Origin of the sequence: Agrobacterium deltaense RV3, from assembly GCF_900013505.1 — a bacterium.
GTDB lineage: Bacteria > Pseudomonadota > Alphaproteobacteria > Rhizobiales > Rhizobiaceae > Agrobacterium > Agrobacterium leguminum.
Genome location: NZ_LT009746.1, coordinates 749,047 through 769,769 on the forward strand (window position 1 = coordinate 749,047; position 20,723 = coordinate 769,769).

The window sequence follows — 20,723 nt, forward strand, 5'->3', positions numbered from 1 at the left end:
AATTGCGTCAACTGAGCCATTTCAATAAATGAAGCCATAGACCAGATGGGCTATGGCTTCCCAATTCGATGCGGAGCCTATACATGAAGGTCGCCCAGATAACAAGAGCCTGCAATCCCCTTGTGAAGGGAGATGGCCAAAGGGGCGGGAATTTTGCCGCACGCGGGAAATTCACCCGCAAAAGGCCCAAAACGGCAGGGAATGAGGAGCATAGAGGACGTGGCAGACATTGACGAGCAGAAAGCGGCGAAACAACGAAGCCTGAAGCCGCTTCTTGGCCTGTTTCCCTATCTCCGGCGTTACCGCGGCCTGATGGCGGCTGCCCTTTTCGCTCTCGTGCTTTCTTCCGCCACGACACTCGCCCTGCCGCTTGCCGTTCGCCGCATTATCGATCACGGTTTCCAGACGCCGGACGGCGGCATGATCAACAGCTATTTCGCCATGCTTCTGGCGATTGCGGTAGTCCTCGCGCTCGCCAGCGCCATGCGTTATTATTACGTCATGACCATCGGTGAAAGGGTCGTCGCCGATCTGCGCCGCGATGTCTTTGCCCACCTCACCACCTTGTCGCAGCAGTTTTTCGATAGCAATCGATCCGGCGAGCTGACCTCGCGGCTGACCGCCGATACCGTGCAGATTCGCTCGGCTTTTGGCTCGTCCGCCTCGGTAGCGCTGCGCAATATCATCATGTGCTGCGGAGCGGTGGCGATGATGATCTATACCAGCCCCGGCCTTTCCGGCCTTGCGCTGCTTGCCATTCCCTTCATCGTTTTTCCGCTGATCGCCTTCGGACGCTCGGTTCGCGCCCGCTCCCGCACCACGCAGGACACATTGGCCAATTCCGCCGCCTATGCTTCCGAGACGATTGCGGCGAGCCGCACCGTGCAGTCCTTTAATGCCGAGGTGCTGGCGAATGCCCGTTATGGAGCCTCCGTGGAAGCCGCCTATCAGGGCGCACGCGCCGCCATCGGCGCCCGCTCCATCCTCACCGCCGTTGCCATTGCGCTCGTCTTCGGCAGCGTCGTCGGCATTCTCTGGTATGGCGCGCAAAGCGTGCTCTCGGGCACTATGACGGCCGGTACGCTCGGCCAGTTCGTGCTTTATTCGGTCATCGCGGCAAGCGGTCTCGGTCAGCTCTCGGAAGTCTGGGGTGAACTGGCGCAGGCGGGCGGTGCGGCAGAACGGCTCTCCGAACTGCTGAACGAGCACTCGCCCGTCGCGGAACCCATATCGCCCGTCGCCATGCCGCAACCGCCGCGCGGCGAGGCGGAATTCGAGAATGTCGATTTCGTTTATCCGCTCGCGACAGAACGGCCGATCGTTTCCGGCCTCTCCTTCAAGGTCAGCGCCGGCGAAACCGTCGCCATCGTCGGACCTTCCGGTGCGGGCAAGAGCACGGTTTTTTCCCTGCTGATGCGCTTTTACGATCCGCAGCAGGGCCGCATCACCGTCGATGGCACGGATATTCGCGACGTCACCCTTGCCGATCTGCGCGCGCGCCTGTCCATCGTTCCGCAGGATGTGGCGATATTCGCCTCCTCCATCCACGATAATATCGCCTTTGGCCGACCTGACGCGACACGCGAGGAGGTGCGGGCCGCCGCCATCGCCGCACAGGCCGACAGCTTCATCGAACGTCTCACCCACGGATATGATACGCAGGTGGGCGAGCGCGGCGTGACGCTTTCCGGCGGCCAACGCCAGCGCATCGCCATTGCCCGCGCCATCCTGCGCAATGCGCCAATCCTGCTACTGGACGAAGCCACCTCGGCGCTGGATGCGGAAAGCGAAACGCTGGTGCAGAAGGCGCTAGATGAGTTGATGAAAACCCGCACCACCATCGTCATCGCTCACCGCCTCGCCACCGTGCTGAAGGCTGACCGTATTCTGGTGATGGATGAGGGCCGCATCATCGAAGAAGGCACGCATCAGAGCCTCATTCGCCAGAATGGCCTTTACGCGCGGCTTGCCCGGCTGCAATTCCAGACCGGGCCGGACGAATTGCGCGCCCAGGCCTAGATCACGCCAGCACTTTGCGCCCCGCAACGCGGCCGGAAAACAGGCATCCGCCAAGGAACGTGCCCTCCAGCGCATTATAACCATGCATGCCGCCGCCACCGAAACCCGCCACTTCGCCGGCGGCATAAAGGCCCGGCACCGGCGCACCGGCAGCAGCCAGCACCCGACCCTCAAGATCGGTGTGAAGGCCGCCAAGCGTCTTGCGCGTCAGCACATGCAGCCGCACGGCGATCAACGGCTCCATTGCCGGATCAAGCAGCCGGTGCGGTTTTGCCGTCCGCATCAGCCGGTCACCGAGATAACGGCGCGCGCCGTGGATGGCCGTTACCTGCGCATCCTTGCTGAAACCGTTTGCGATTTCGCGGTCGCGCGCCTCTATCTGATGACGGATATGGTCTATATGCAGCCGGTCGTCGCCGCTGATGGTATTCATCGCCGTCACGAGTTCTTCGAGCGTATCCCGGACGGCGAAATCTTCGCCGCGCTCCATGAAGGCACGCACCGGTCCCGGCGGTTCCTTGCCCAACCTCTTGAGCAGCAGCCTTATATCCTTGCCGGTCAGATCCGGATTCTGCTCCGAGCCTGAAAGCGCAAATTCTTTCTTGATGATCGCCTTGGTCAGAATGAACCAGCTATGGCCGCTGCCGCGTTCGCCCAGCATTTTAAGCGTGCCTAGCGTATCGAAACCCGGCATGGCGGGGGCGGCGAGGCGGTTTCCATCCGCATCGCACCAGAAGGACGAGGGGCCAGGCAGGATGCGGATGCCGTGGCCCGGCCAGATCGGATCGTGGTTCTTCACGCCCTCGGTATAATGCCACATGCGGTCACGGTTGATGACGGCTCCACCGGCGGTTTCCGTAATGGCGATCATGCGGCCATCCACATGCGCGGGAACACCGCATACCATGCTGGCAGGAGGCTGGCCCAGCCGTTCCACCGGCCAGTTGCGCCGCACCAGTTCCTGATTGCCGCCGATGCCGCCAGAACTGACGATGACCGCAGCAGCGGAGAAGACAAAATCGCCCTGCTCTTCCCGGCTGCTCTCCTGCCCGCGCTGCACCTGGTCGGGTGCAAGAACAGCGCCTGAAACACCGGTCACCCGGCCGTCGGTGATCTCCAGACGATCAACCCGGTGGCGAAAGCGAAAGGTTAGCCGGCCGGTTGCCGCCATGGCCTTCGCCTTTTTTACGAAGGGTGCAAGTACGCCCGGACCCGTGCCCCAGGTTACATGGAAACGCGGAACGGAATTGCCATGGCCGTGGGCGAGGCTGCCGCCGCGCTCGGCCCAGCCAACAACGGGAAACCAGCGCATGCCCATGCGGTGCAGCCATTCGCGTTTCTCACCGGCAGCAAAATCGAGATAAGCCTCCGCCCAGCGGCGCGGCCAATAATCCTCCGGACGGTCGAAACCGGCCGAACCGAGCCAGTCCTGTCTTGCAAGATCGAGACTGTCTCGCACCCGCATCCGGCGCTGTTCGGGACTATCGATGAAAAACAGTCCGCCCAGCGACCAGAAGGCCTGCCCGCCAAGGTTCTGCGCGCCCTCCTGATCCACGACGCAGACGCTGAAACCCCGCTCAGCCGCCTCGGTTGCCGCCACCAGCCCGGCAAGCCCCGCACCGACAACGATCACATCATAGCCTTCCATCAGCCCCTCCCAGATATGACGGAATTACTTTTACGCGAACGTAAATTTAGAAACTATCGCAGACGCCCCGAATGTTGGAGATAAAATTCTTGAAGTGGCTAAAATTTTTTAAGCGACCAAAGCTTGGTTTCTTTATTCTGCTCTACCACGCCCTCTGCCTCCATAATCGACAACAAAGTCCGTGAAATATGGCCTTCGTGTTCCACATGGCCCGTGTAGATTCCAAGCGCACGACCGATTTCAGAGTTCTTTAGCCCGACGCTTTGGGCGTCTTTCAGCAAGAGATAAATGGCCGACTTCAACTGCGACATTGCAAGTTGAGCAATGGCGTAAGGCTCATTTGGAAACGTCATGCATTCTCCATAAGTGCTAGCGTTCGGTGAGCTTGAGTTCGATACGGCGGTTCTGCTGCCGTGCTTCCGGCGTATCGCCTTCGGCAATCGGCTGATATTCGCCGAAGCCGGCGGCGACCAGCCGGTTTGCCGGAACGCCCTTGGAGATCAGGAATTTCACCACCGAGGTGGCGCGAGCCGAGGAAAGCTCCCAATTGTCCCGGTAACGCCCGGAACCGGAAAGCTGGACATTGTCCGTATGGCCATCCACGCGCAGCACCCAGTTGATCTCCGCCGGAATCTCCTTGGCGAGATCGAGCAGCGCGACAGCCAGCTTCTCCATCTCCGCCTGCCCTTCCGGGTTGAGTTCGTTGCCGCCGGAGGGGAAGAGCACTTCGGACTGGAAGACGAACCGGTCGCCGACGATGCGGATGTTTTCGCGGTCCGACAGGATTTCGCGCAGCCGCCCGAAGAAATCGGAGCGATAACGGTTCAGTTCCTGCACCCGCTGCGCCAGCGCGACATTGAGACGGCGACCGAGATCGGCGATCTTGACCTGAGAAGAGGCATCCTTGGCTTCCGAGGCCTGAAGCGCGGCTTCGACCGAGGCGATCTGCGCTCTCAGCGCTGCAATCTGCTGGTTGAGCAATTCGATCTGTGCGGAGGCACGGGAATTGGCCTGCCGCTGCTCGTCCAGCTCACCGGTCAGGCTACCGATCCGGGCATTGGCATTCGCATTGCTGCCAGATCCCGCATCGAGAAGCGCCTGCAGGCGCGAGCGCTCGTTTTCGGATGCGGCAAGGGTGGATTGCAGGCTCGCGAGTGCGTCCTCAATATCCTGCTTGTTGCCTTTTTCCATGGCCAGAAGTTCGGTCAGTTCGGCAATCTGGCTGTTGAGACGTGTCAGCACCTCGTCCTTGCCGGTGATTTCCCGCGACAGAACGAATTGCGCCAGCACGAAGACCGTGAGCAGAAACATGATGGCCATGAGCAGCGTCGAAAGCGCGTCGACGAAACCCGGCCAATAATCCACACCCCTGTCGCGGCGGCGGTTGCGCGCAAGCGCCATGGCTACTCGCTCCCGTTATCGTGCCGGGTGCGTCCGGAAGATTTCGTGTCGCTGTCGATCCGCGCCGACAGCCGGTCGAGCGTGCGGCGGAGCGATTTCGATTCTTCCTGCTGCGCTTCGATCCAGTCACGCAACATCTGCTGTTCGCTGCGCATGTTCTTGACCAGGCCCTGAATGCCTTCGGCAAGGCTGGTCATGGCCGCAAGCGAGCGCTCGGTGCTGACCACGGCGCCGGGTTCGCCCTTGAACTCCCGCGGCCCTTCCGTGGTATCCGTCACCGAGGAAAGCCAGTTTTCGAGCTGGGTATAAAAACGGTTCTGGGCGCGGCCGGCCTGAAGATCGAGGAAGCCGAGAATCAGCGACCCCGAAAGACCGAGCAGCGACGAGGAAAAGGCCGTTCCCATGCCCGCCAGCGGCGCAGTCAGGCCTGCCTTGAGGGAGCCGAGAATATCGTTGCTGTCGCCGGCGCTTGGATCGAGCGACTGGATGACATTGCTGATGGCGCCAATGGTGCCGATCAGGCCCCAGAAGGTGCCGAGCAGGCCGAGAAACACCAGCAGGCCGACGAGATAACGCGATGTGTCACGCGTCTCGTCAAGGCGCGTCGCGATGGAATCGAGGATCGTCCGCTGCGTAACGGCAGAAAGCCGGACTTCGCCACGCTTGCCGATCAGCGTGCTCATCGGTGCAAGCAGCTTGGGCGCACGGCCGACCTTTTCGACGCTGCCGGCGGCGCGAAAGGCATTGAACCAGCGAACTTCGGAACGCAGGCTCATCGTCTGCGTAAACACCAGAATGATGCCGATGGCCAGCACGCCAAGAATGAAGCCGTTGAGCCCCGGATTGGTCATGAAGGCGGTGTGGGCCTGCCGATAAAGAATGGCCGCCAGAAAGCCCACGAGGACCAGAAACAGAACCATCGTCCAGAGAAACGGTGTCGGGCTGGACAGCTTGTGGCTGTATTGCCGTGTGGTCACCGGTTTCTCGACGCCAAGATCGAGCAGCTCCGAATCCGCCATAACGTTCGCATTCCCTCTGGTCAGCTATCCAGCGGAAGCTATTTGAAAATTGCGACGATTTGAAGCGAAAAGCCGGTCTTTCATCACAGGCGTTTCACGAAAACAGCCTGGAACCGGATGACGGAAAACAAAAACACCCGGCGAATATTCACCGGGCGTCTAAAACTTGCGGAAAACGGCAGGTTTTCCGCCGAAAACCAATCAGCGGCCCGGAATGGGACGGTTGGCGACCTCAACGAGCGCCTTGTGGATATATTCGTTGCCGGCAGCGACGGAGCTGCTGCCGAAGATATCCGTGCCGCCCTTGATGTCGGAGGCGAAACCGCCGGCTTCACGAATCAGCACCAGGCCTGCCGCCATGTCCCATGGCGAAAGATCGGCTTCCCAGTAACCATCTAGACGGCCAGCGGCAACGTAGGCGAGATCGAGCGACGCCGCACCCATCCGGCGGATGCCGGCTGCCTCCCCCATGACGTGGCGAAGTTCGACCAGGAACTTGCCGTGATTGCCGCGGCCAAGATGCGGCACGCCGCAACCGATGACGCAATCGGTCAGCGCCTTGCGCGCAGCGACGCGGATGCGGCGATCGTTGAGGAACGCGCCGCCGCCGCGCTCGGCAGTGTAGAGTTCGTCGGTGGCCGGATTGAAGATCACGCCGGCGACGACTTCACCGTTACGCTCGAGCGCGATGGAAACCGCGAAATGCGGAATGCCGTGCAGGAAGTTGGTGGTGCCATCCAGCGGATCGACGATCCAGCGATGTGCGCCGTCCGTGCCTTTTTCCTCGCCGCCTTCTTCACCCAGGAAGTCGTAGGTCGGGCGGGCCTTCATCAGCTCGTCGCGCACGATCTTCTCGGCTTTCAGGTCCGCCTGCGAGACGAAATCGCTGGGTCCCTTGACCGAGACCTGAAGGTTCTGCACTTCACCGAAGTCACGCGACAAAGACTTACCCGCCTTGATGGCGGCCTGAACCATGACATTGAGAAGGGCTGAACGGGCCATCGATGTTGTTTCCTGGAAAGCTTGCGAACCGCCCGGAAGCTCACCGGGCAGGCACGTCATTATTTTCTTGAATTGAAAGTTTGCGGTTCAAGACCACAAAACGCGCGGAAATTCAAGGCAAAAAGCCCACGGGTCAACGCCAGCGCAGGAAGGCTACCCTTCCATCACGTCGGGCGGAAACGATTTGCGGCCTCAATCGCCTTCTTCTGCTGCTCGTCGGTGATACCGAGATAAAAGTCCTCGAGCGACGGGTCCTTCAGCCCGGCGCGGCGGGAAAGCACATACCATTTGGCCGCTTCGACCGGATCGGGCCGGGTGCCGAGCGCCTGAATGTAAAGATGCGCCACCTTGTTCTGCGCCACGACATTTCCGCGCTGTGCCGCGCCGTAGAGCCAGCGGAAGCCCTCATCCAGATTGCGCTCACCGCCGAAACCATTGACCAGCCAGATGCCGAGATCGACCTGCGCGGTATCGTAGCCCGCCTTCGCGGCCCGTGTCAGCCAGTCCCGCGCCTTTGCCTTCTTCTCGGCCGGCACATCCTTGAGCGACCAGTAAATCTGCGACACCGCATATTGCGCATCGGCAATGCCCTGTTCGGCGGATTTCTCATAGAACGGCAAAGCCATCAGCAGACCCTTGGCGCCGGGATTTTCCGAAACCAGTATCTGACCCCAGTTGAACTGGGCAGAGGCGTTGCCAGCTTCCGCCGCACGGCGCATGAAATCGTCGGCCTTCGCCTTGTCGCGGGTGACGAATTTGCCTTCCATCAGGATCAGCGCGAATTTGAACATGGCGACGGGATCGCCACCCTGAGCCGCCTGCTGGTACCAGAAAGCAGCTGTCTTCTCGTCACGGGCGATGCCCAGACCACGCGACATCATTTCCGCCACCAGCGTCTGGGCGGCTGCGTCACCATTCTGCGCGCGGTTCAGCGCCTTGTCGAGCGCCTGCACATATTCGCCGCGCTGGAAATGCCCGTAAGCTTCGTCCACCCGGCCCTTGAATTCCTTTTCAGGCGGCAGCGCCGGCAATTCCGCGCCCATGCGCTGATAGACATTCACGCCTGCCGACGGCTGCAAGTCCTTCTGCTCTTCGGATTGCACCCGGCCCTGACGGGTCGGCTGAGCCTCATTTTCCAGCTGCCGGGACAGCGCATTGCTTTCGCTCTGCGGTCCGGACTGGGCAAAAGCGACACCCGCCGGCGCGCCGAAAGCGAGCGCCAGCAGCGAAACGGAAAGGCAGAGGTGAACCGAGCGCATGATCATCGCCTGTATCAACCGTCAAACCGTGGCGCTTTTTCGTCAAGCAGGGCGTTGATTTCAGAAACGGCCTGGGCGGCGCCGGTGGCGTTATCGAAAACGCCGCTGCGCATCGCCACGAACTCCACACCGGTTTCGGCTACGGCAACCACCGAGGACACATCGGTACCACCCATGACGATGGCCGGGATTTCGATCATCGAGGCCCACCACTCGCCGAGCGCCAGGTTTTTGGGGTGCGCTTCCGGCTTGATGTCGCCTTCGAGCTTTCCGAAAAACACGTAATCCGGATTGGCCTCGCCCTGCTCCAGCGCCTTGTGACGGTCATCCGCATTGCCGCCGCCGACGATGAGCTTCGGGGTGAATTTTTCCACGGCCTCGGCAAGCGCCTCGCCATTGCCAACCACATGCAGGCCATCCGCCTTCACGCGACCGGCAACGCGGCTGTCGCCGGCGATGAGCGCTGCCGCACCTGCCTTCTGGACAAGCGGCACGATCAGTTCGGCGCGTTTCTGGAAAGCGGCGTCATCCAGACCATATTGCGGAATGATGACGGAAGCGACATCGCCGCCCCGCAATGCATCTTCCACCTCTGTCGCCTGCTTTTGCGCGTCGTCCGATTGCGGAACGATCAGGACAAGGCGGCAACGATCTTCAACTAGGGTCATCGGTTCGTCCATTTCAGACAGAAGACGCTTACCGCGCAATCTGCACTCGTTTTCATATGACAAATCCGATAAACCGGACCGGCGAAAGGATCAACTGTCCATCCATGCTCACCGATTTTCATTTTTATCTCGTCGCCATCCCCGCAGTCGTGCTCGTCGGCCTTTCCAAGGGCGGGCTGGGCGGCGCTCTCGCCCTTATGGGCGTGCCGCTGATGGCGCTTGCCGTATCGCCCGTGCAGGCGGCGGCCATCTTCCTGCCGATCCTGATCGTCATGGATATCGTGGCGCTTTTTGCCTGGCGGCACTACAACCACCGGGAAACGCTCCTCATCATGCTGCCGGGCGCAATCGCCGGTATCGCGCTCGGCTGGGCGACCTCGAGCCTCATTTCCGCGAACGCCATGCGTCTCGTCGTCGCCTCTGTCACGATCCTGTTCGTACTGCGTTATTTCTATGAGAGCTTCAAAAGCCGCAAAGGCCAGGAAATTCCGGCCAAGCCGCATAGACCAGCTGCTGCAACCCTCTGGTCCAGCCTGTCGGGTTATGCGAGTTTCGTGGCTCATGCGGGCGGTCCGCCTTTCCAGATCTATGTTCTGCCGCTGAAGCTCGATCCGAAGACCTATACCGGCATGAGCGTGCGCTTCTTCGCCATCATGAATGCGATCAAGCTCATTCCCTATTTCGCGCTCGGCGCGCTGGACGCCACCAACCTCAAGACATCGGCAAGCCTGCTGCCGGTGGCGATGCTGGCGACGCTTGCTGGCGCCAGGGTGGTGAAATATTTGAAACCGGCCGTGTTTTACCCACTCATGTATGCCATGGCGCTGATTGCAGCGCTTAAACTGCTATGGGACGGACTGCCGTTCTAAATCCGACAATAAAAAAGCTCTGGCAGCAGGTTTTCGCCGCCAGAGCTCGAAAGGCTCAGACCGTCGACCCCTCATTCATCGAGGGTCGACTGAATGGCATAAATCAATGTCTTGTCGAGGCCTTGAGCCTCTGCAGTTCATCCTTCAGGCGCAGTTTTCGACGTTTAAGGTCCGCGATCTCTCTATCGTCAGACGACGGGGAAGCAAGAATACTTTCGAGCTCCTCCTCCAGAGCACCGTGTTTCTTTTCGAGCGATGCAATATGAGCCTGAATGGTCATGCGGCACGTCCTTCCTTTTTGAACCTACCTCCAGCTCTCCATCGCTGGAGTTTCAGGTTTACGACGGCAATGTGACACGGATCGCGCCGCTTGTCGAAGGCGAAATGAAGGCAATAAGTGGGCAATTTGGTCGCAAGGGATAACTTCCCGTTACCGCGATTTGATGATAGAGGCTCGTGAACGATCACAGACGCGCCGGAGCCGATCCGGCTGGCATAAAATGGGGATGACGAGATGCCCGATCAGGACCAGGCGGACATCAGGCTCACGCTGGCGCGGCTGCGCCAGGAGCATGAGGATTATGACGCGGCGATCAACGCGATGATCCAGACCAGCTGCGATGCGCTGAGAATACAGCGCATGAAAAAGAAGAAGCTGGCCGTCAAGGACAAGATGACCCAGCTCGAAGACCAGGTCATTCCCGATATCATCGCCTGAGCCCGGAGACATTACGTGACAGCAGAAACGCCCCCCGTCGCCATCATCATGGGCAGCCAGTCCGACTGGGAGACCATGAAGAACGCCGCCGATACGCTGGATGCGCTCGACATCGAATACGAAGCCCGCATCATTTCCGCCCACCGCACCCCGGACCGGCTTTATGACTTCGCCAATAGCGCGAAGGACGAAGGCTTCAAGGTCATCATCGCCGGTGCGGGCGGCGCCGCCCACCTGCCGGGCATGACGGCCTCGATGACGCCGCTTCCGGTCTTCGGCGTTCCGGTGCAGTCCAAGACCATGTCCGGTCAGGACAGCCTCTATTCCATCGTGCAGATGCCCGCCGGCATTCCGGTTGGCACGCTCGCCATCGGCAAGGCAGGCGCGATCAATGCGGCGCTTCTTGCCGCCGCGGTTCTGGCGCTGAGCGACGACGACCTCGCCGACCGGCTGGATGCCTGGCGTGCGCGCCAGTCGGCGGCTGTCGCGGAATATCCAATGGACAGCACCCAGTGACGACAAAAGTGATGGCAAAGACGACCAACCTGACCATCGGCATCATCGGTGGCGGGCAGCTCGGGCGTATGCTGGCGATGGCCGCAGCCCGCCTCAACCACCGTACCATCGTACTCGAACCGCAGGCCGATTGTCCGGCTGCGCAGGCCTGCAACGAGCAGATCGTGGCGGAATATGACGATGAAAACGCGCTTGCGGAACTCACAAGCCGCTGCGATGTCGTGACCTACGAATTCGAGAACGTGCCTGTTGCGGCCGCCGAAAAGCTCAGCCTCTCCGTTCCCGTCTATCCGCCTCCGAAAGCGCTTAGCGCCTCGCAGGACCGGTTGACGGAAAAGCGCTTCCTCAATGGCTGCGGCATCCCGACCGCCGATTTCCGGGCTGTGGACAGCCAGGAAGAGCTGGAGGCCGCATTGGCTGCCTTCGGTGGCAAGGGCGTTCTGAAAACCCGTCGTATGGGTTATGACGGCAAGGGCCAGCGTCTTTTCCGCGGTGGAGAAGACCTCGCAGGCGCCTTTGCGGCGCTCGGCGGCGTGCCCCTGATTCTCGAAAGCTTCATCTCCTTCGAGCGGGAAATTTCGATCATCGCCGCCCGTTTCCTGGATGGGACCGTCACCTGTTACGATCCGGCCGAGAACGTTCATCTCAACGGCATTCTACACACGTCCACCGTTCCGGCCGCACTTTCCGACGCCGCCAGGGCAGTTGCCGTGCAATCGGCGGAAAAGCTTCTGGCCGCGCTGGATTATGTCGGCGTCATCGGCATCGAATTCTTCGTCCTGCCGGATGGTTCGCTGGTCGCCAATGAAATGGCGCCGCGCGTTCACAATACCGGCCACTGGACGGAGGCGGCCTGCGTAATCTCGCAATTCGAACAGCATATCCGGGCCGTATCGGGCCTCGCCCCTGGCAGCACGGATCGCCATTCGGATTGCGTCATGACCAACCTCATCGGCGACGACATCGACGATGTACCGGCATGGCTGTCGAAAAAAGACTGTCTCGTGCATCTCTACGGCAAGACGGAAGCACGGCCGGGCCGCAAGATGGGCCATGTGACCGAGCTTTTGCGCACAGGAAAAGCCTAGTCTTTTAAGGCAAAGACACGGGCAAGTGTTGACAGGCAGGGCTCAAACGGGTATCTGCCTGCCAACCGAAAAGAGCGCGCCCCGTTGCGCGCTTTTGATTGTTTGAATAAGCACGGCAGAAACCGTGCAAAACTGCGGACCAGTAAAATGAAGATCAAGAATTCGCTTAAAGCGCTTAAGGCCCGTCATCGCGATAACCGCCTGGTTCGCCGCAAGGGCCGCGTCTACATCATCAACAAGCAGAACCCGCGCTTCAAGGCTCGTCAGGGCTGATTGACTGCGACTGCGGTTCGCGATCAAGCTCGCGGATCACTTTGTTGACAGAGCAGAAGTTTGCATTTGATATTGGGCGCAGTCGGGTTAAGCTTTAACCCATGCGCCCAAATCGTTTTTGCACGGCTATCATCCTCGCCCAGGGCTTCCTGTTTTCAAGCCTCCCGCTTTCGGGAATGGCTGCCATTGCCCACGCGGCAGACGGGCAACCGCCTGCTGTCGCGGAACCCGCACCGTCACCGGCCAAGACCATCGACACTCTTTTCGCATCGCTGAAAAAAGAGCGAAATGCAGTCAAGGCGCGCAGCATCGCTAACCAGATCGCCGCCGAATGGAATGATTCCGGCAGCGCGACCATCAATCTGCTGATGCAATGGGCAGGCGAAGCTGCTGACGAAAAGCGCACCGCCGCCGCCTATGATTTCCTCGATCAGGTCGTTTTGCTGGATCCCGATTATGTGCAGGCACCCTATCGCCGCGCCATGGTCCATTTCGCCGATGGCGATACCCGAAAGGCGATGGCGGATATCAACCTGACGCTGGAAAAAGAGCCGCGCTATTTCCCGGCCCTCGCAAGCCTCGCCAACATCCTCGGAGCCTCGGGCCGCGACGAGCTGGCGCTGAAGGCGTGGGAACGTTATCTGGCGCTCTACCCCGCCGACAAGGACGCCCGCAAGGAGGCCGTCGACCTTTCGGAAAAGCTGGCTGGCACGCGCGGCTGAATTCGCAAGATGCTGAAACAAAAATCGCCGCAAAAGCGGCGATTTTTCATTGAGGCGTTTCCAGCCGATCATTCCATGCCGAGCGCGGCCATATAGGTCTGGAGAATCGTTTCTTCCTCGATGCGCTCATTGGCATCCTTCTTGCGCAGGCGAATGATGGTGCGGATCGCTTTGGTATCGTAACCACGGCCTTTGGCCTCACCGATGACATCCTTGATATCGCCCTGAATGGCAGCCTTTTCTTCTTCCAGACGTTCAATCCGTTCAATAATCTGGCGCAGTTCTGCGGCGGCGACGGTTTCGGTGGTGCTGGTATCGTCCATCATGTCATCCTTCATTGGCGGCCCGCATGCGAGCCTTGTTCATTATATCCGGGCGAAGCCTTCGCCGGTCGCTGCCGGCGGGCAGCAGAATTCCGGCCTGTGAACTGCCCACTGAAAGGCCTCGCGTCAAGTCGTTTCCGTCGATCGGGGTTATTCCCTGGGCCTGTTCTGCTCAAAGGCGGCTTTCTGGGCATCACTCGCCTCCGCCTGATATTTTTCCTTCCAGTCCTCATAGGGCATGCCGTAGACGATTTCCCGGGACTCTTCCTTGCTGAGGGGAACGCCGGCCTCCTCGGCCGCTTCCCGGTACCAGTTGGAAAGGCAGTTGCGGCAAAAGCCGGCGAGATTCATCAGGTCGATGTTCTGCACGTCGTGGCGTTCGCGAAGGTGCTGCACGAGACGGCGAAATGCCGCCGCCTCGAATTCGACCTGCCGATTGTCGTTCTCAGTCGTCATGGCAAAACTCCAGGCTCAGTAGGGACCGGTGCGGGAGGCGAACTGCTGATATTCATGCAGGACGGGATCGTCGTTCATTGCGGCGAAAATGGGAGCGAGCCGGTCCGACCATTCGGCGATCCCCTCTTCATTCGCGATCAGATCCTGCCGAACCTCGAGAAGCGCATGCGGTATGCCCTTCATCATGCAATGGCGATACATGGTGTCACCCTTGAGCGCTCCGTCATAGGGTTCGTTGTCACCGACGAGGATGTCGCCCGTGGCCCGCAGATGCGCCAGAAGCGGATCGACCGCACGATGATCCGTATCCCACAGAACCGCCGCATGCCATGGCCGCGGCGTTTCCTTCCAGAACGGCGTGTAGGAATGCAGCGACAGAACCAGCGGCGCTTCTTCCGAGGCCTCGGCCACGCCGGTCAGCACACGATCCACGGCATTGTGATAGGGCCGATGGAAAATCTCGATCCGCCTTTGCCATTCCTCATCCGAAATCGGATGATTGCCAGGGATGATCGCCCCGTCCGAAATCTTCATGATGAGAGTGGGATCATCCTCGCCGCGATTCGGATCGATCAGCAGCCGGGAAAACCGCCCGAGCACCGCCGGCACGCCAAGGCGCGCGGCAAGTGAGCGCGTCAGCCCCTCTATACCGATATCAAATGCGATATGGCGATGAAAAGCGGTTTGCGGAAGGCCAAGTTTGCCGTAGTGTGCCGGCAGGAGGTTCATGGCATGGTCCGCCAGAAGAACCATGCCTTTGTCATAATCGCCTTCTATGATTTCATAGGGTATGAAGTCGTTCATCGATGATTTTCTGGGGCAGGATTGAGGAGAGAAGCTTGATGGCATGGCTTGAGGCCGGGCGCAAGTTGCGGCGAAAGAACAGCCATCTACCTTATCGCACTCACGATCCCACGAACAATATAATCGATTAAAATCGCGTTGACTTTCTTGGGCGGCCACGCCAAGAAGTGTGTTCATTATAACCATGGAATCCGGATGGAAGCCGTGACTCAGTCATCTCTCGCTCTTCCTCGCCACTTTCGGCATATCGCCCGTCTTTTTTCCGCAGCGGCATTGTTTCTGACCCCGTTCATGATTGCGGCGCCCGCGCATGCGGATTTTCGCGTGTGCAACAGCACGCAGAACCTCGTGGGGGTCGCAATCGGCTACCGGGCACAGGAGGGCTGGGTCAGCGAAGGCTGGTGGCAGGTCCCCTCCTCGACCTGCGCGACGCTGATCGAGGGTGAGCTGCAGTCACGTTATTATTATCTCTATGCCGAAGATGCCGCCCATGGCGGCCGCTGGACCGGTGACGTCAACATGTGCGTGGCGGAAAACGAGTTCAAGATCAACGGCGTGGACGATTGTTTTGCCCGCAGCTTCCAGAGAATGGGTTTCAAGGAATATGACACGGGCAGACAGGGCAGCTGGATGGTCCAGCTCTCCGATACGCCAGGCACACAGGGAAATCAAAACTGATGAAGCGTAACCGCAAAGTCAAAATTCTTGCAACTCTCGGCCCGGCCTCTTCCGAAGAGGCGATGATTGAGAAGCTGCATCTTGCTGGCGCAGATCTTTTCCGGATCAACATGAGCCATGCGAGCCACGACGTGATGCGGACGCTCATTCAGCGTATCCGTTCTGTCGAGAGCCGTACCGGCCGCCCCATCGGCATTCTGGCCGACCTGCAGGGTCCCAAGCTGCGCGTCGGAAAATTCGCCGAAAGCAAGGTCGAACTCGTTCCGGGCCAGACCTTCACGCTGGACAATAACGACACGCCCGGTGACAACACCCGCGTTTTCCTTCCCCATCCGGAAATTCTCGAGGCGGTCAAGCCCGGCCATCGCCTGCTGATCGATGACGGCAAGCTGCATCTGCGCGCTGAAAAGAGCGACGGCAAGAGCATCGTCACCACCGTCATTTCCGGTACACGCATTTCCGACCGCAAGGGCATCAGCCTGCCGGATACGCTGCTCGGCGTCGGCGTTCTGACCGACAAGGACCGCGTCGATCTCGACGCCGTTCTCGCCACCGGCGAAGTCGACTGGGTGGCGCTTTCCTTCGTCCAGCGTCCGGAAGACCTTGCCGAAGTGCGCAAGATCGCACGCGGCCGCGTCGGCCTGATGTCCAAGATCGAAAAGCCGCAGGCTGTCGAGCGCATCGAAGAAATCATCGAACTTTCCGACGCGCTGATGGTAGCCCGTGGCGATCTCGGCGTCGAAATGCCGCTGGAGGCCGTTCCGGGCATCCAGAAGCAGTTGACCCGCGCCTGCCGCCGCGCCGGCAAGCCGGTCGTGGTCGCCACGCAGATGCTGGAATCGATGATCACCGCACCTGTACCGACCCGCGCCGAAGTCTCCGACGTCGCCACCGCCGTCTTCGAAGGCGCGGACGCCATCATGCTTTCTGCTGAATCTGCCTCCGGCGACTACCCGGTAGAAGCGGTCTCCACCATGGCCTCCATTGCCAGCACGGTGGAGCAGGACCCCTATTATTCCAATATCATCTATGCGCAGCGCGCCCAGCCGGAACCGACCGGCGCCGACGCCATTTCGCTCGCCGCCCGCCAGATCGCCGAAACGCTGAAGCTTGCGGCAATCGTCACCTATACGTCCTCGGGCACAACCGGTCTGCGCGCCGCGCGCGAACGGCCACAGGTTCCGATCATCGCGCTGTCGCCGATCATCCAGACCGCACGCCGCCTGTCGGTCGTCTGGGGCCTGCACTGCGTCGTCACGGGCGATGCCAGCGACCTCGATGACATGGTGAACCGCGCTTGTCGCATCGTGGTTTCCGAAGGTTTCGGCAAGCCGGGCGATCGTATCATCATCTCCGCAGGCGTACCGCTCGGCACCCCCGGCGCGACCAATATGGTCCGCATCGCCTATATCGGCTCTGATGGCCAGAGCGGCGTCTAAAGCTTCAATATCCCGCATAAAAAACCCGCCGGTAACGGCGGGTTTTTTTGTTGGCCTCTCGGCCGTCTTACTTATGAAAACAGGCTCAGTGCATCTTCACCGGCGTGCTGAAGCGGCTGGATTCGATGGCCACTGCACCAGGCTTGAAGCTCGCCGAGGTGGCGGAAGCCGACATGTCGTTGCTGAGCATGCGGTTGGCGACAACACGCGGCGCCTTTACCGAGCGTCCGGTCGTACCCTTGTTCTGGTTGAGCGCCCAATCCGAAATCAGATCCTGCGTCAGGCGTCCACCGCCCACCATGGCCTGCTGGGAAACGGCGGCATCCTGCCTGCTCGGGCGCGAACCCTTGGTCGGCATGCCGGCACTGAGGCCGCCATTGATGGCGGGCTTCAGGTCGAAAGCATCACCGAAGCCGGCCTGCGGTTCGGCCTTGGCCGTTTCGGCGGGTGCGACGGTAACCTTGTGGTTGACGGCGGCCGGGAATGGCGCGGCTGTCGGCATGGCAGCCAACTGGACCTGCGACCGGGCGGCCTGACCGCTCTGTTCAAGAGCCGCAACAACCGTCGGCGAAAGCGTATCCTCCTGCGCCTCGGCGAGATCGTCCTCACCTTCTGGATCGGCATTGGCCGCCGCCAGCAGGGCTTCCGCCACGGCCGGACGATTGGCAGGAACCGGAACAGAAGCGAGTTCGCCGGTCGCAGCCGGTGTCGCACCATCGGCGGACGCCGTCAGGATCGATCCTTCCGCATCACCTTTCATGCCACGTGGCCCAAGAAGTGTGGGCACCGGCACGGATACTTCAGCCAGATCGGCAAATTGCTGGCGCTCGGCCGGCGCAGAAGCCGGAGTCGGCGTGGTCGCTGCCTGCAGGGCATCCTGTGCGGCATTGCGGGCCGGCGAATAAAGCGCGGTCGCAAGGCCGGTATTGGCCGGCGGCTGGTTACCGAAGGCAGGTCGAGCCGTTGGCAGCGGCGCATCGTTCACGCCGGGAAGCGCCTGTGCCGAAGCAACTGCAATGGTGGGTTCAGGCTCGGGAGCCGCCTGCTGCGGAGCCGCCGGACGGGCGACGGCCGGGCGTTCTGCGGGCTCCGGCGCTGCGATGCTATCGGGATCTTCATCCTCGTCACCGCCGCCAAAGAGGGCCTGCAGCAACGTCTTGCGCTTGCCGCCGCCAGATGAGGCAGGGCCGGCACCGGCACTGGAAGCAACCTGAATGGAGGAGGAGCTGACGCGCTTCTTGTAATCGGCGAGCGCCTGCTCATAACCGGGAAGCGGCTTGCCGTCGGAAGGAAGATGCAGCGTATTGCCGTTCGGGAAGATGCGGACGAGTTCCTGGCGGCTCATGCGCGGCCAGGCGCGAACGCCGCCGACATCCATGTGCACGAAGGGAGAGCCCGACGTCGGATAGAAACCGACACCACCGATCTGCATCTGCATGCCGATTTCACGAAGACGGGCAAGCTTCACACCGGGGATATAAAAATCCATGGCCTTGCCGAGCATATGCTGGCTTTTTTCCGCGACACCCTTGGTGCGTGTGCGCAGCAAACCGTTGGTTTCCGGCGAGCGGAAAGCCGAAACGACGTTGATATAGTCGGTCGCGCCGCTGCGGCGATAAACTTCCCAGACGAGATCGAAAAGGCGCGGGTCCATGCGTGTCGGCTGGTTGCGTCGCCAGTCGCGCAGGAAGCGGTTCAGCTCCTGCAGACCTTTCTGGTCATATTTTCCATTGCGCTTGAAGGTGATGACCGCCTTCTCGCGTGTATGGATATAATACAGTTTGAGGCTGCGCGTCTCGGCGGCGGCTTCCGTCGCCGAAACACCTACGAAAGGCATTGCGGCGAGCATCAGGCAGGCAAAGGTGACAGCGCGCGCCGACAGCTTCGTGCATATATCCTTGATCAAGCCGCGCGCGATCTTTGTCGAAAGCGCGTTATTCCGATGCAGATATGGCAATTCGATCCCCGCCTGGAAGACAATTTCTGTCACATTGCCTCAAATGAACGTCAAATACGGTGACACGATGGCAAAATTGCCACACACATACAACCTTCCTCTACATAGTGAATCAGCCACTAACAAGAGGTTTATAGACGGTAAGCGGATATCCTTGCTCAGAAGTTAACGAATTTACGATCTGCCTTCGAATACGGGGGTTGTGCGCTCAGGCTGCATCTCGAAGGGGATCGTCGGGATCGATGCCATAATCTTTCAGCTTTCGGTAAAGAGTCGAACGGCCGATACCAAGCTTTCTGGCGACCTGACTCATCTGCCCGCGATAGAAGCGCAGGGCGAAACGGATGAGCTCCTCCTCGATCTCGGCCAGTTTGCGGATATTGCCCGATTCATCCATGCTGGAGATCAGGTTTCCACCCCGGTAGATGGTGGTGGAAATATCCGACGGCTCCTCGATGACAGCGTGGTTTTCAGCGACCGGTGGCGGGGCCGGTGAATAGGCCGCAAGTTTCAGAGACGCTCCCGATGGTGTGCGGATGACATCGTCCGCATCGTCACCGGTCGAAAATTCCGGCAGCTGAAGCGCGATCTGCGGAAAATCGGAATCCGACAGTTCCTCGCCCTGTGAGAGTACTACCGCACGGAAGACGGCGTTTTCGAGCTGGCGGATATTGCCCGGCCAGTCATAGGCCGTCAGCAGCGCCAGCGCGCTGGCGTCGAGGCCGACGGGATTTGGCAATTTCTGTTCCGCCGAAAAGCGCTCGGCGAAAACCCGCGCCAGATGGGGAATATCTTCCTTGCGGCGGCGCAGCGCCGGAATAGTGATCGGGAAGACATTGAGGCGATAATAAAGGTCCTCGCGGAAGCGACCTTCCTTCACCTCTTCGATGAGGTTCTTGTTGGTGGCGGAGATCAGCCGCACATTCACCTTCTGCACCCGTGCGGAGCCGACGGTTTCGATTTCGCCCTGCTGGACCGCGCGGAGCAGCTTCACCTGCACGTCCAGCGGCAGATCGCCGATTTCATCGAGGAACAGCGTGCCGCCATCCGCCTCCATGAATTTGCCGACATGTTTTTCCGTCGCCCCCGTAAAGGCTCCCTTTTCGTGGCCGAAGAGGATGCTTTCCACAAGATTATGGGGAATGGCGCCGCAATTGACGGTGATGAACGGCTTGCTCGCTCTGTCGCCGGCCGACTGGATGGCGCGGGCGACCATTTCCTTGCCCACACCGGATTCGCCTTCCAGCACCACGGGAATGCTGGACTGGGCGGCGCGCTGCGCGAGTTCGATGACCCTCAGCATTGCGGGGCTCGCGGAAACGATATCGGTAAAATTCACTGCATTGCTCCGTCCGCGCCGGCCCGTGCGGGCCTTTGCCTCTCTCCTGTCGAGCTTGAGCGCATTGGAGATGGCAGCGCCGATCCTTTCCGGCGAAACCGGCTTGACGACAAAATCGAAAGCGCCGGCGCGCATGGCCTGCACAACGGTATCGATGCCGCCCTGCCCCGTCTGGACAATGACGGGAACATCGGTGCCGAGTTCGCCGATAGCTTTGAGAAAGGTAAGCCCGTCCATTTCAGGCATCATGAGGTCGAGGACGATGACATTGATCTCGCCGCTATATTGCTTGAGCAGTTCCAGCCCCGCCTTGCCGTTTTCGGCAAGCAAGGCGAGATGCCCATAACGTTCCACCGCATTTTTGAGCAGGCGGCGCTGGACGGGATCATCGTCTATCACGAGAACATGCGCGGTCATTTTTAGCTCCGGTTTCCGGTTTATGGACCTGCTTCATGCGGTCCCTTATTCCGCACTCTGGCATGGGAGACTTGAACATCCAGTTTTGAGAATTGCTTGCATTTTATC

General features: G+C 60.2%; 22 protein-coding genes. 9 read left to right on the plus strand and 13 right to left on the minus strand.

From position 1 onward, the window contains the following. Positions 1-219 precede the first annotated feature (219 nt). The gene (locus AGR7B_RS17830; RefSeq protein ID WP_080857475.1) at positions 220-2,019 is read left to right on the plus strand and encodes an ABC transporter transmembrane domain-containing protein; all 1,800 of its coding nucleotides are present in this window, start codon (positions 220-222) and stop codon (positions 2,017-2,019) included. Between the two features lies 1 nt (position 2,020). Here AGR7B_RS17830 and AGR7B_RS17835 read toward each other — a convergent pair whose 3' ends face one another. The 7 genes from AGR7B_RS17835 to AGR7B_RS17865 form a co-directional block, all read right to left on the minus strand. Next, positions 2,021-3,667, minus strand: a complete 1,647-nt coding sequence (locus AGR7B_RS17835; RefSeq protein ID WP_080857476.1) for an FAD-binding dehydrogenase — start codon at positions 3,665-3,667, stop codon at positions 2,021-2,023. Between the two features lie 98 nt (positions 3,668-3,765). Then, positions 3,766-4,020 carry a hypothetical protein gene (locus AGR7B_RS17840; RefSeq protein WP_080857477.1) on the minus strand — a complete coding sequence of 85 codons (255 nt, stop codon included), beginning with the start codon at positions 4,018-4,020 and terminating at the stop codon, positions 3,766-3,768. A 16-nt stretch (positions 4,021-4,036) separates the two neighbouring features. Further along, positions 4,037-5,068: a peptidoglycan -binding protein gene (locus AGR7B_RS17845; protein ID WP_003520358.1), complete on the minus strand. Its 1,032-nt coding sequence runs from the start codon at positions 5,066-5,068 to the stop codon at positions 4,037-4,039. Between the two features lie 2 nt (positions 5,069-5,070). Further along, positions 5,071-6,087 carry a flagellar motor protein MotA gene (locus AGR7B_RS17850; protein ID WP_065656504.1) on the minus strand — a complete coding sequence of 339 codons (1,017 nt, stop codon included), beginning with the start codon at positions 6,085-6,087 and terminating at the stop codon, positions 5,071-5,073. 201 nt (positions 6,088-6,288) lie between these two features. Beyond that, positions 6,289-7,089 carry an inositol monophosphatase family protein gene (locus tag AGR7B_RS17855; protein WP_003520360.1) on the minus strand — a complete coding sequence of 267 codons (801 nt, stop codon included), beginning with the start codon at positions 7,087-7,089 and terminating at the stop codon, positions 6,289-6,291. A 164-nt stretch (positions 7,090-7,253) separates the two neighbouring features. Beyond that, a complete protein-coding gene (locus AGR7B_RS17860) occupies positions 7,254-8,354 on the minus strand; it encodes a tetratricopeptide repeat protein (RefSeq protein WP_035262893.1) in 1,101 nt (366 codons plus the stop codon). A gap of 8 nt (positions 8,355-8,362) precedes the next feature. Next, positions 8,363-9,016 carry a thiamine phosphate synthase gene (locus AGR7B_RS17865; protein WP_065656695.1) on the minus strand — a complete coding sequence of 218 codons (654 nt, stop codon included), beginning with the start codon at positions 9,014-9,016 and terminating at the stop codon, positions 8,363-8,365. Positions 9,017-9,120: 104 nt separating this feature from the next. Here AGR7B_RS17865 and AGR7B_RS17870 point away from each other — a divergent pair, with 104 nt between their 5' ends. Then, the gene (locus AGR7B_RS17870; protein ID WP_080857478.1) at positions 9,121-9,885 is read left to right on the plus strand and encodes a sulfite exporter TauE/SafE family protein; all 765 of its coding nucleotides are present in this window, start codon (positions 9,121-9,123) and stop codon (positions 9,883-9,885) included. Between the two features lie 103 nt (positions 9,886-9,988). Here AGR7B_RS17870 and AGR7B_RS17875 read toward each other — a convergent pair whose 3' ends face one another. Continuing rightward, positions 9,989-10,165: a YdcH family protein gene (locus AGR7B_RS17875; protein WP_003506164.1), complete on the minus strand. Its 177-nt coding sequence runs from the start codon at positions 10,163-10,165 to the stop codon at positions 9,989-9,991. A gap of 234 nt (positions 10,166-10,399) precedes the next feature. Between AGR7B_RS17875 and AGR7B_RS17880 the strand changes: the two genes are divergently transcribed. The 5 genes from AGR7B_RS17880 to AGR7B_RS17900 all read left to right on the plus strand — a co-directional run bounded on the left by AGR7B_RS17880 (position 10,400) and on the right by AGR7B_RS17900 (position 13,202). Beyond that, positions 10,400-10,603, plus strand: coding sequence for a YdcH family protein (locus AGR7B_RS17880; RefSeq protein ID WP_003497661.1), 204 nt, complete (start codon positions 10,400-10,402; stop codon positions 10,601-10,603). A gap of 15 nt (positions 10,604-10,618) precedes the next feature. Then, on the plus strand, positions 10,619-11,119 hold the full coding sequence (gene purE / locus AGR7B_RS17885) for a 5-(carboxyamino)imidazole ribonucleotide mutase (protein ID WP_065656506.1): 501 nt from the start codon (positions 10,619-10,621) through the stop codon (positions 11,117-11,119). An 11-nt stretch (positions 11,120-11,130) separates the two neighbouring features. After that, positions 11,131-12,207, plus strand: coding sequence for a 5-(carboxyamino)imidazole ribonucleotide synthase (locus tag AGR7B_RS17890; protein ID WP_080857479.1), 1,077 nt, complete (start codon positions 11,131-11,133; stop codon positions 12,205-12,207). Between the two features lie 147 nt (positions 12,208-12,354). Next, positions 12,355-12,480 carry a type B 50S ribosomal protein L36 gene (gene ykgO, locus AGR7B_RS17895; protein WP_003497670.1) on the plus strand — a complete coding sequence of 42 codons (126 nt, stop codon included), beginning with the start codon at positions 12,355-12,357 and terminating at the stop codon, positions 12,478-12,480. A gap of 101 nt (positions 12,481-12,581) precedes the next feature. After that, the gene (locus AGR7B_RS17900; RefSeq protein WP_080857480.1) at positions 12,582-13,202 is read left to right on the plus strand and encodes a tetratricopeptide repeat protein; all 621 of its coding nucleotides are present in this window, start codon (positions 12,582-12,584) and stop codon (positions 13,200-13,202) included. Between the two features lie 68 nt (positions 13,203-13,270). Here AGR7B_RS17900 and AGR7B_RS17905 read toward each other — a convergent pair whose 3' ends face one another. The 3 genes from AGR7B_RS17905 to AGR7B_RS17915 all read right to left on the minus strand — a co-directional run bounded on the left by AGR7B_RS17905 (position 13,271) and on the right by AGR7B_RS17915 (position 14,785). Continuing rightward, on the minus strand, positions 13,271-13,528 hold the full coding sequence (locus tag AGR7B_RS17905; protein WP_026364047.1) for a DUF2312 domain-containing protein: 258 nt from the start codon (positions 13,526-13,528) through the stop codon (positions 13,271-13,273). A gap of 147 nt (positions 13,529-13,675) precedes the next feature. Further along, positions 13,676-13,981: a DUF1244 domain-containing protein gene (locus AGR7B_RS17910; RefSeq protein WP_080857481.1), complete on the minus strand. Its 306-nt coding sequence runs from the start codon at positions 13,979-13,981 to the stop codon at positions 13,676-13,678. 15 nt (positions 13,982-13,996) lie between these two features. Then, a complete protein-coding gene (locus AGR7B_RS17915; RefSeq protein WP_065656510.1) occupies positions 13,997-14,785 on the minus strand; it encodes an N-formylglutamate amidohydrolase in 789 nt (262 codons plus the stop codon). Between the two features lie 291 nt (positions 14,786-15,076). On the opposite strand from AGR7B_RS17915, the gene AGR7B_RS17920 reads away from it, so the two are divergent. Together AGR7B_RS17920 and pyk are read left to right on the plus strand one after the other, a co-directional pair. Further along, positions 15,077-15,463 (plus strand): DUF1036 domain-containing protein, encoded by a 387-nt coding sequence (locus tag AGR7B_RS17920; protein WP_020012242.1) that lies wholly within the window; start codon positions 15,077-15,079, stop codon positions 15,461-15,463. Next, positions 15,463-16,902 (plus strand): pyruvate kinase, encoded by a 1,440-nt coding sequence (pyk, locus tag AGR7B_RS17925; protein WP_065656511.1) that lies wholly within the window; start codon positions 15,463-15,465, stop codon positions 16,900-16,902. The genes AGR7B_RS17920 and pyk overlap by 1 nt, the downstream gene beginning before the upstream one ends. Positions 16,903-16,987: 85 nt before the next feature. Here the strand turns inward: pyk and AGR7B_RS17930 are convergent, their stop codons facing one another. Then, the gene (locus AGR7B_RS17930) at positions 16,988-18,892 is read right to left on the minus strand and encodes a peptidoglycan L,D-endopeptidase MepK (protein ID WP_162934195.1); all 1,905 of its coding nucleotides are present in this window, start codon (positions 18,890-18,892) and stop codon (positions 16,988-16,990) included. A 175-nt stretch (positions 18,893-19,067) separates the two neighbouring features. Further along, positions 19,068-20,615: a sigma-54-dependent transcriptional regulator gene (locus tag AGR7B_RS17935; protein ID WP_065656513.1), complete on the minus strand. Its 1,548-nt coding sequence runs from the start codon at positions 20,613-20,615 to the stop codon at positions 19,068-19,070. Between the last annotated feature and the right edge of the window lie 108 nt (positions 20,616-20,723).

Excerpts from the sequence above, each read along its gene's own strand:
- AGR7B_RS17840 (WP_080857477.1), bottom strand. The coding sequence starts at position 4,020 with ATGACGTTTCCAAATGAGCCTTACGCCATTGCTCAACTTGCAATGTCG.
- AGR7B_RS17880 (WP_003497661.1), top strand. The coding sequence starts at position 10,400 with ATGCCCGATCAGGACCAGGCGGACATCAGGCTCACGCTGGCGCGGCTG.
- pyk (WP_065656511.1), top strand. The coding sequence starts at position 15,463 with ATGAAGCGTAACCGCAAAGTCAAAATTCTTGCAACTCTCGGCCCGGCC.
- AGR7B_RS17865 (WP_065656695.1), bottom strand. The coding sequence starts at position 9,016 with ATGACCCTAGTTGAAGATCGTTGCCGCCTTGTCCTGATCGTTCCGCAA.
- ykgO (WP_003497670.1), top strand. The coding sequence starts at position 12,355 with ATGAAGATCAAGAATTCGCTTAAAGCGCTTAAGGCCCGTCATCGCGAT.
- AGR7B_RS17875 (WP_003506164.1), bottom strand. The coding sequence starts at position 10,165 with ATGACCATTCAGGCTCATATTGCATCGCTCGAAAAGAAACACGGTGCT.
- AGR7B_RS17920 (WP_020012242.1), top strand. The coding sequence starts at position 15,077 with ATGATTGCGGCGCCCGCGCATGCGGATTTTCGCGTGTGCAACAGCACG.
- AGR7B_RS17900 (WP_080857480.1), top strand. The coding sequence starts at position 12,582 with ATGCGCCCAAATCGTTTTTGCACGGCTATCATCCTCGCCCAGGGCTTC.
- AGR7B_RS17910 (WP_080857481.1), bottom strand. The coding sequence starts at position 13,981 with ATGACGACTGAGAACGACAATCGGCAGGTCGAATTCGAGGCGGCGGCA.
- AGR7B_RS17890 (WP_080857479.1), top strand. The coding sequence starts at position 11,131 with ATGGCAAAGACGACCAACCTGACCATCGGCATCATCGGTGGCGGGCAG.
- AGR7B_RS17935 (WP_065656513.1), bottom strand. The coding sequence starts at position 20,615 with ATGACCGCGCATGTTCTCGTGATAGACGATGATCCCGTCCAGCGCCGC.
- AGR7B_RS17835 (WP_080857476.1), bottom strand. The coding sequence starts at position 3,667 with ATGGAAGGCTATGATGTGATCGTTGTCGGTGCGGGGCTTGCCGGGCTG.
- AGR7B_RS17845 (WP_003520358.1), bottom strand. The coding sequence starts at position 5,068 with ATGGCGCTTGCGCGCAACCGCCGCCGCGACAGGGGTGTGGATTATTGG.
- AGR7B_RS17905 (WP_026364047.1), bottom strand. The coding sequence starts at position 13,528 with ATGATGGACGATACCAGCACCACCGAAACCGTCGCCGCCGCAGAACTG.
- AGR7B_RS17850 (WP_065656504.1), bottom strand. The coding sequence starts at position 6,087 with ATGGCGGATTCGGAGCTGCTCGATCTTGGCGTCGAGAAACCGGTGACC.
- AGR7B_RS17915 (WP_065656510.1), bottom strand. The coding sequence starts at position 14,785 with ATGAACGACTTCATACCCTATGAAATCATAGAAGGCGATTATGACAAA.
- AGR7B_RS17870 (WP_080857478.1), top strand. The coding sequence starts at position 9,121 with ATGCTCACCGATTTTCATTTTTATCTCGTCGCCATCCCCGCAGTCGTG.
- AGR7B_RS17855 (WP_003520360.1), bottom strand. The coding sequence starts at position 7,089 with ATGGCCCGTTCAGCCCTTCTCAATGTCATGGTTCAGGCCGCCATCAAG.
- AGR7B_RS17860 (WP_035262893.1), bottom strand. The coding sequence starts at position 8,354 with ATGATCATGCGCTCGGTTCACCTCTGCCTTTCCGTTTCGCTGCTGGCG.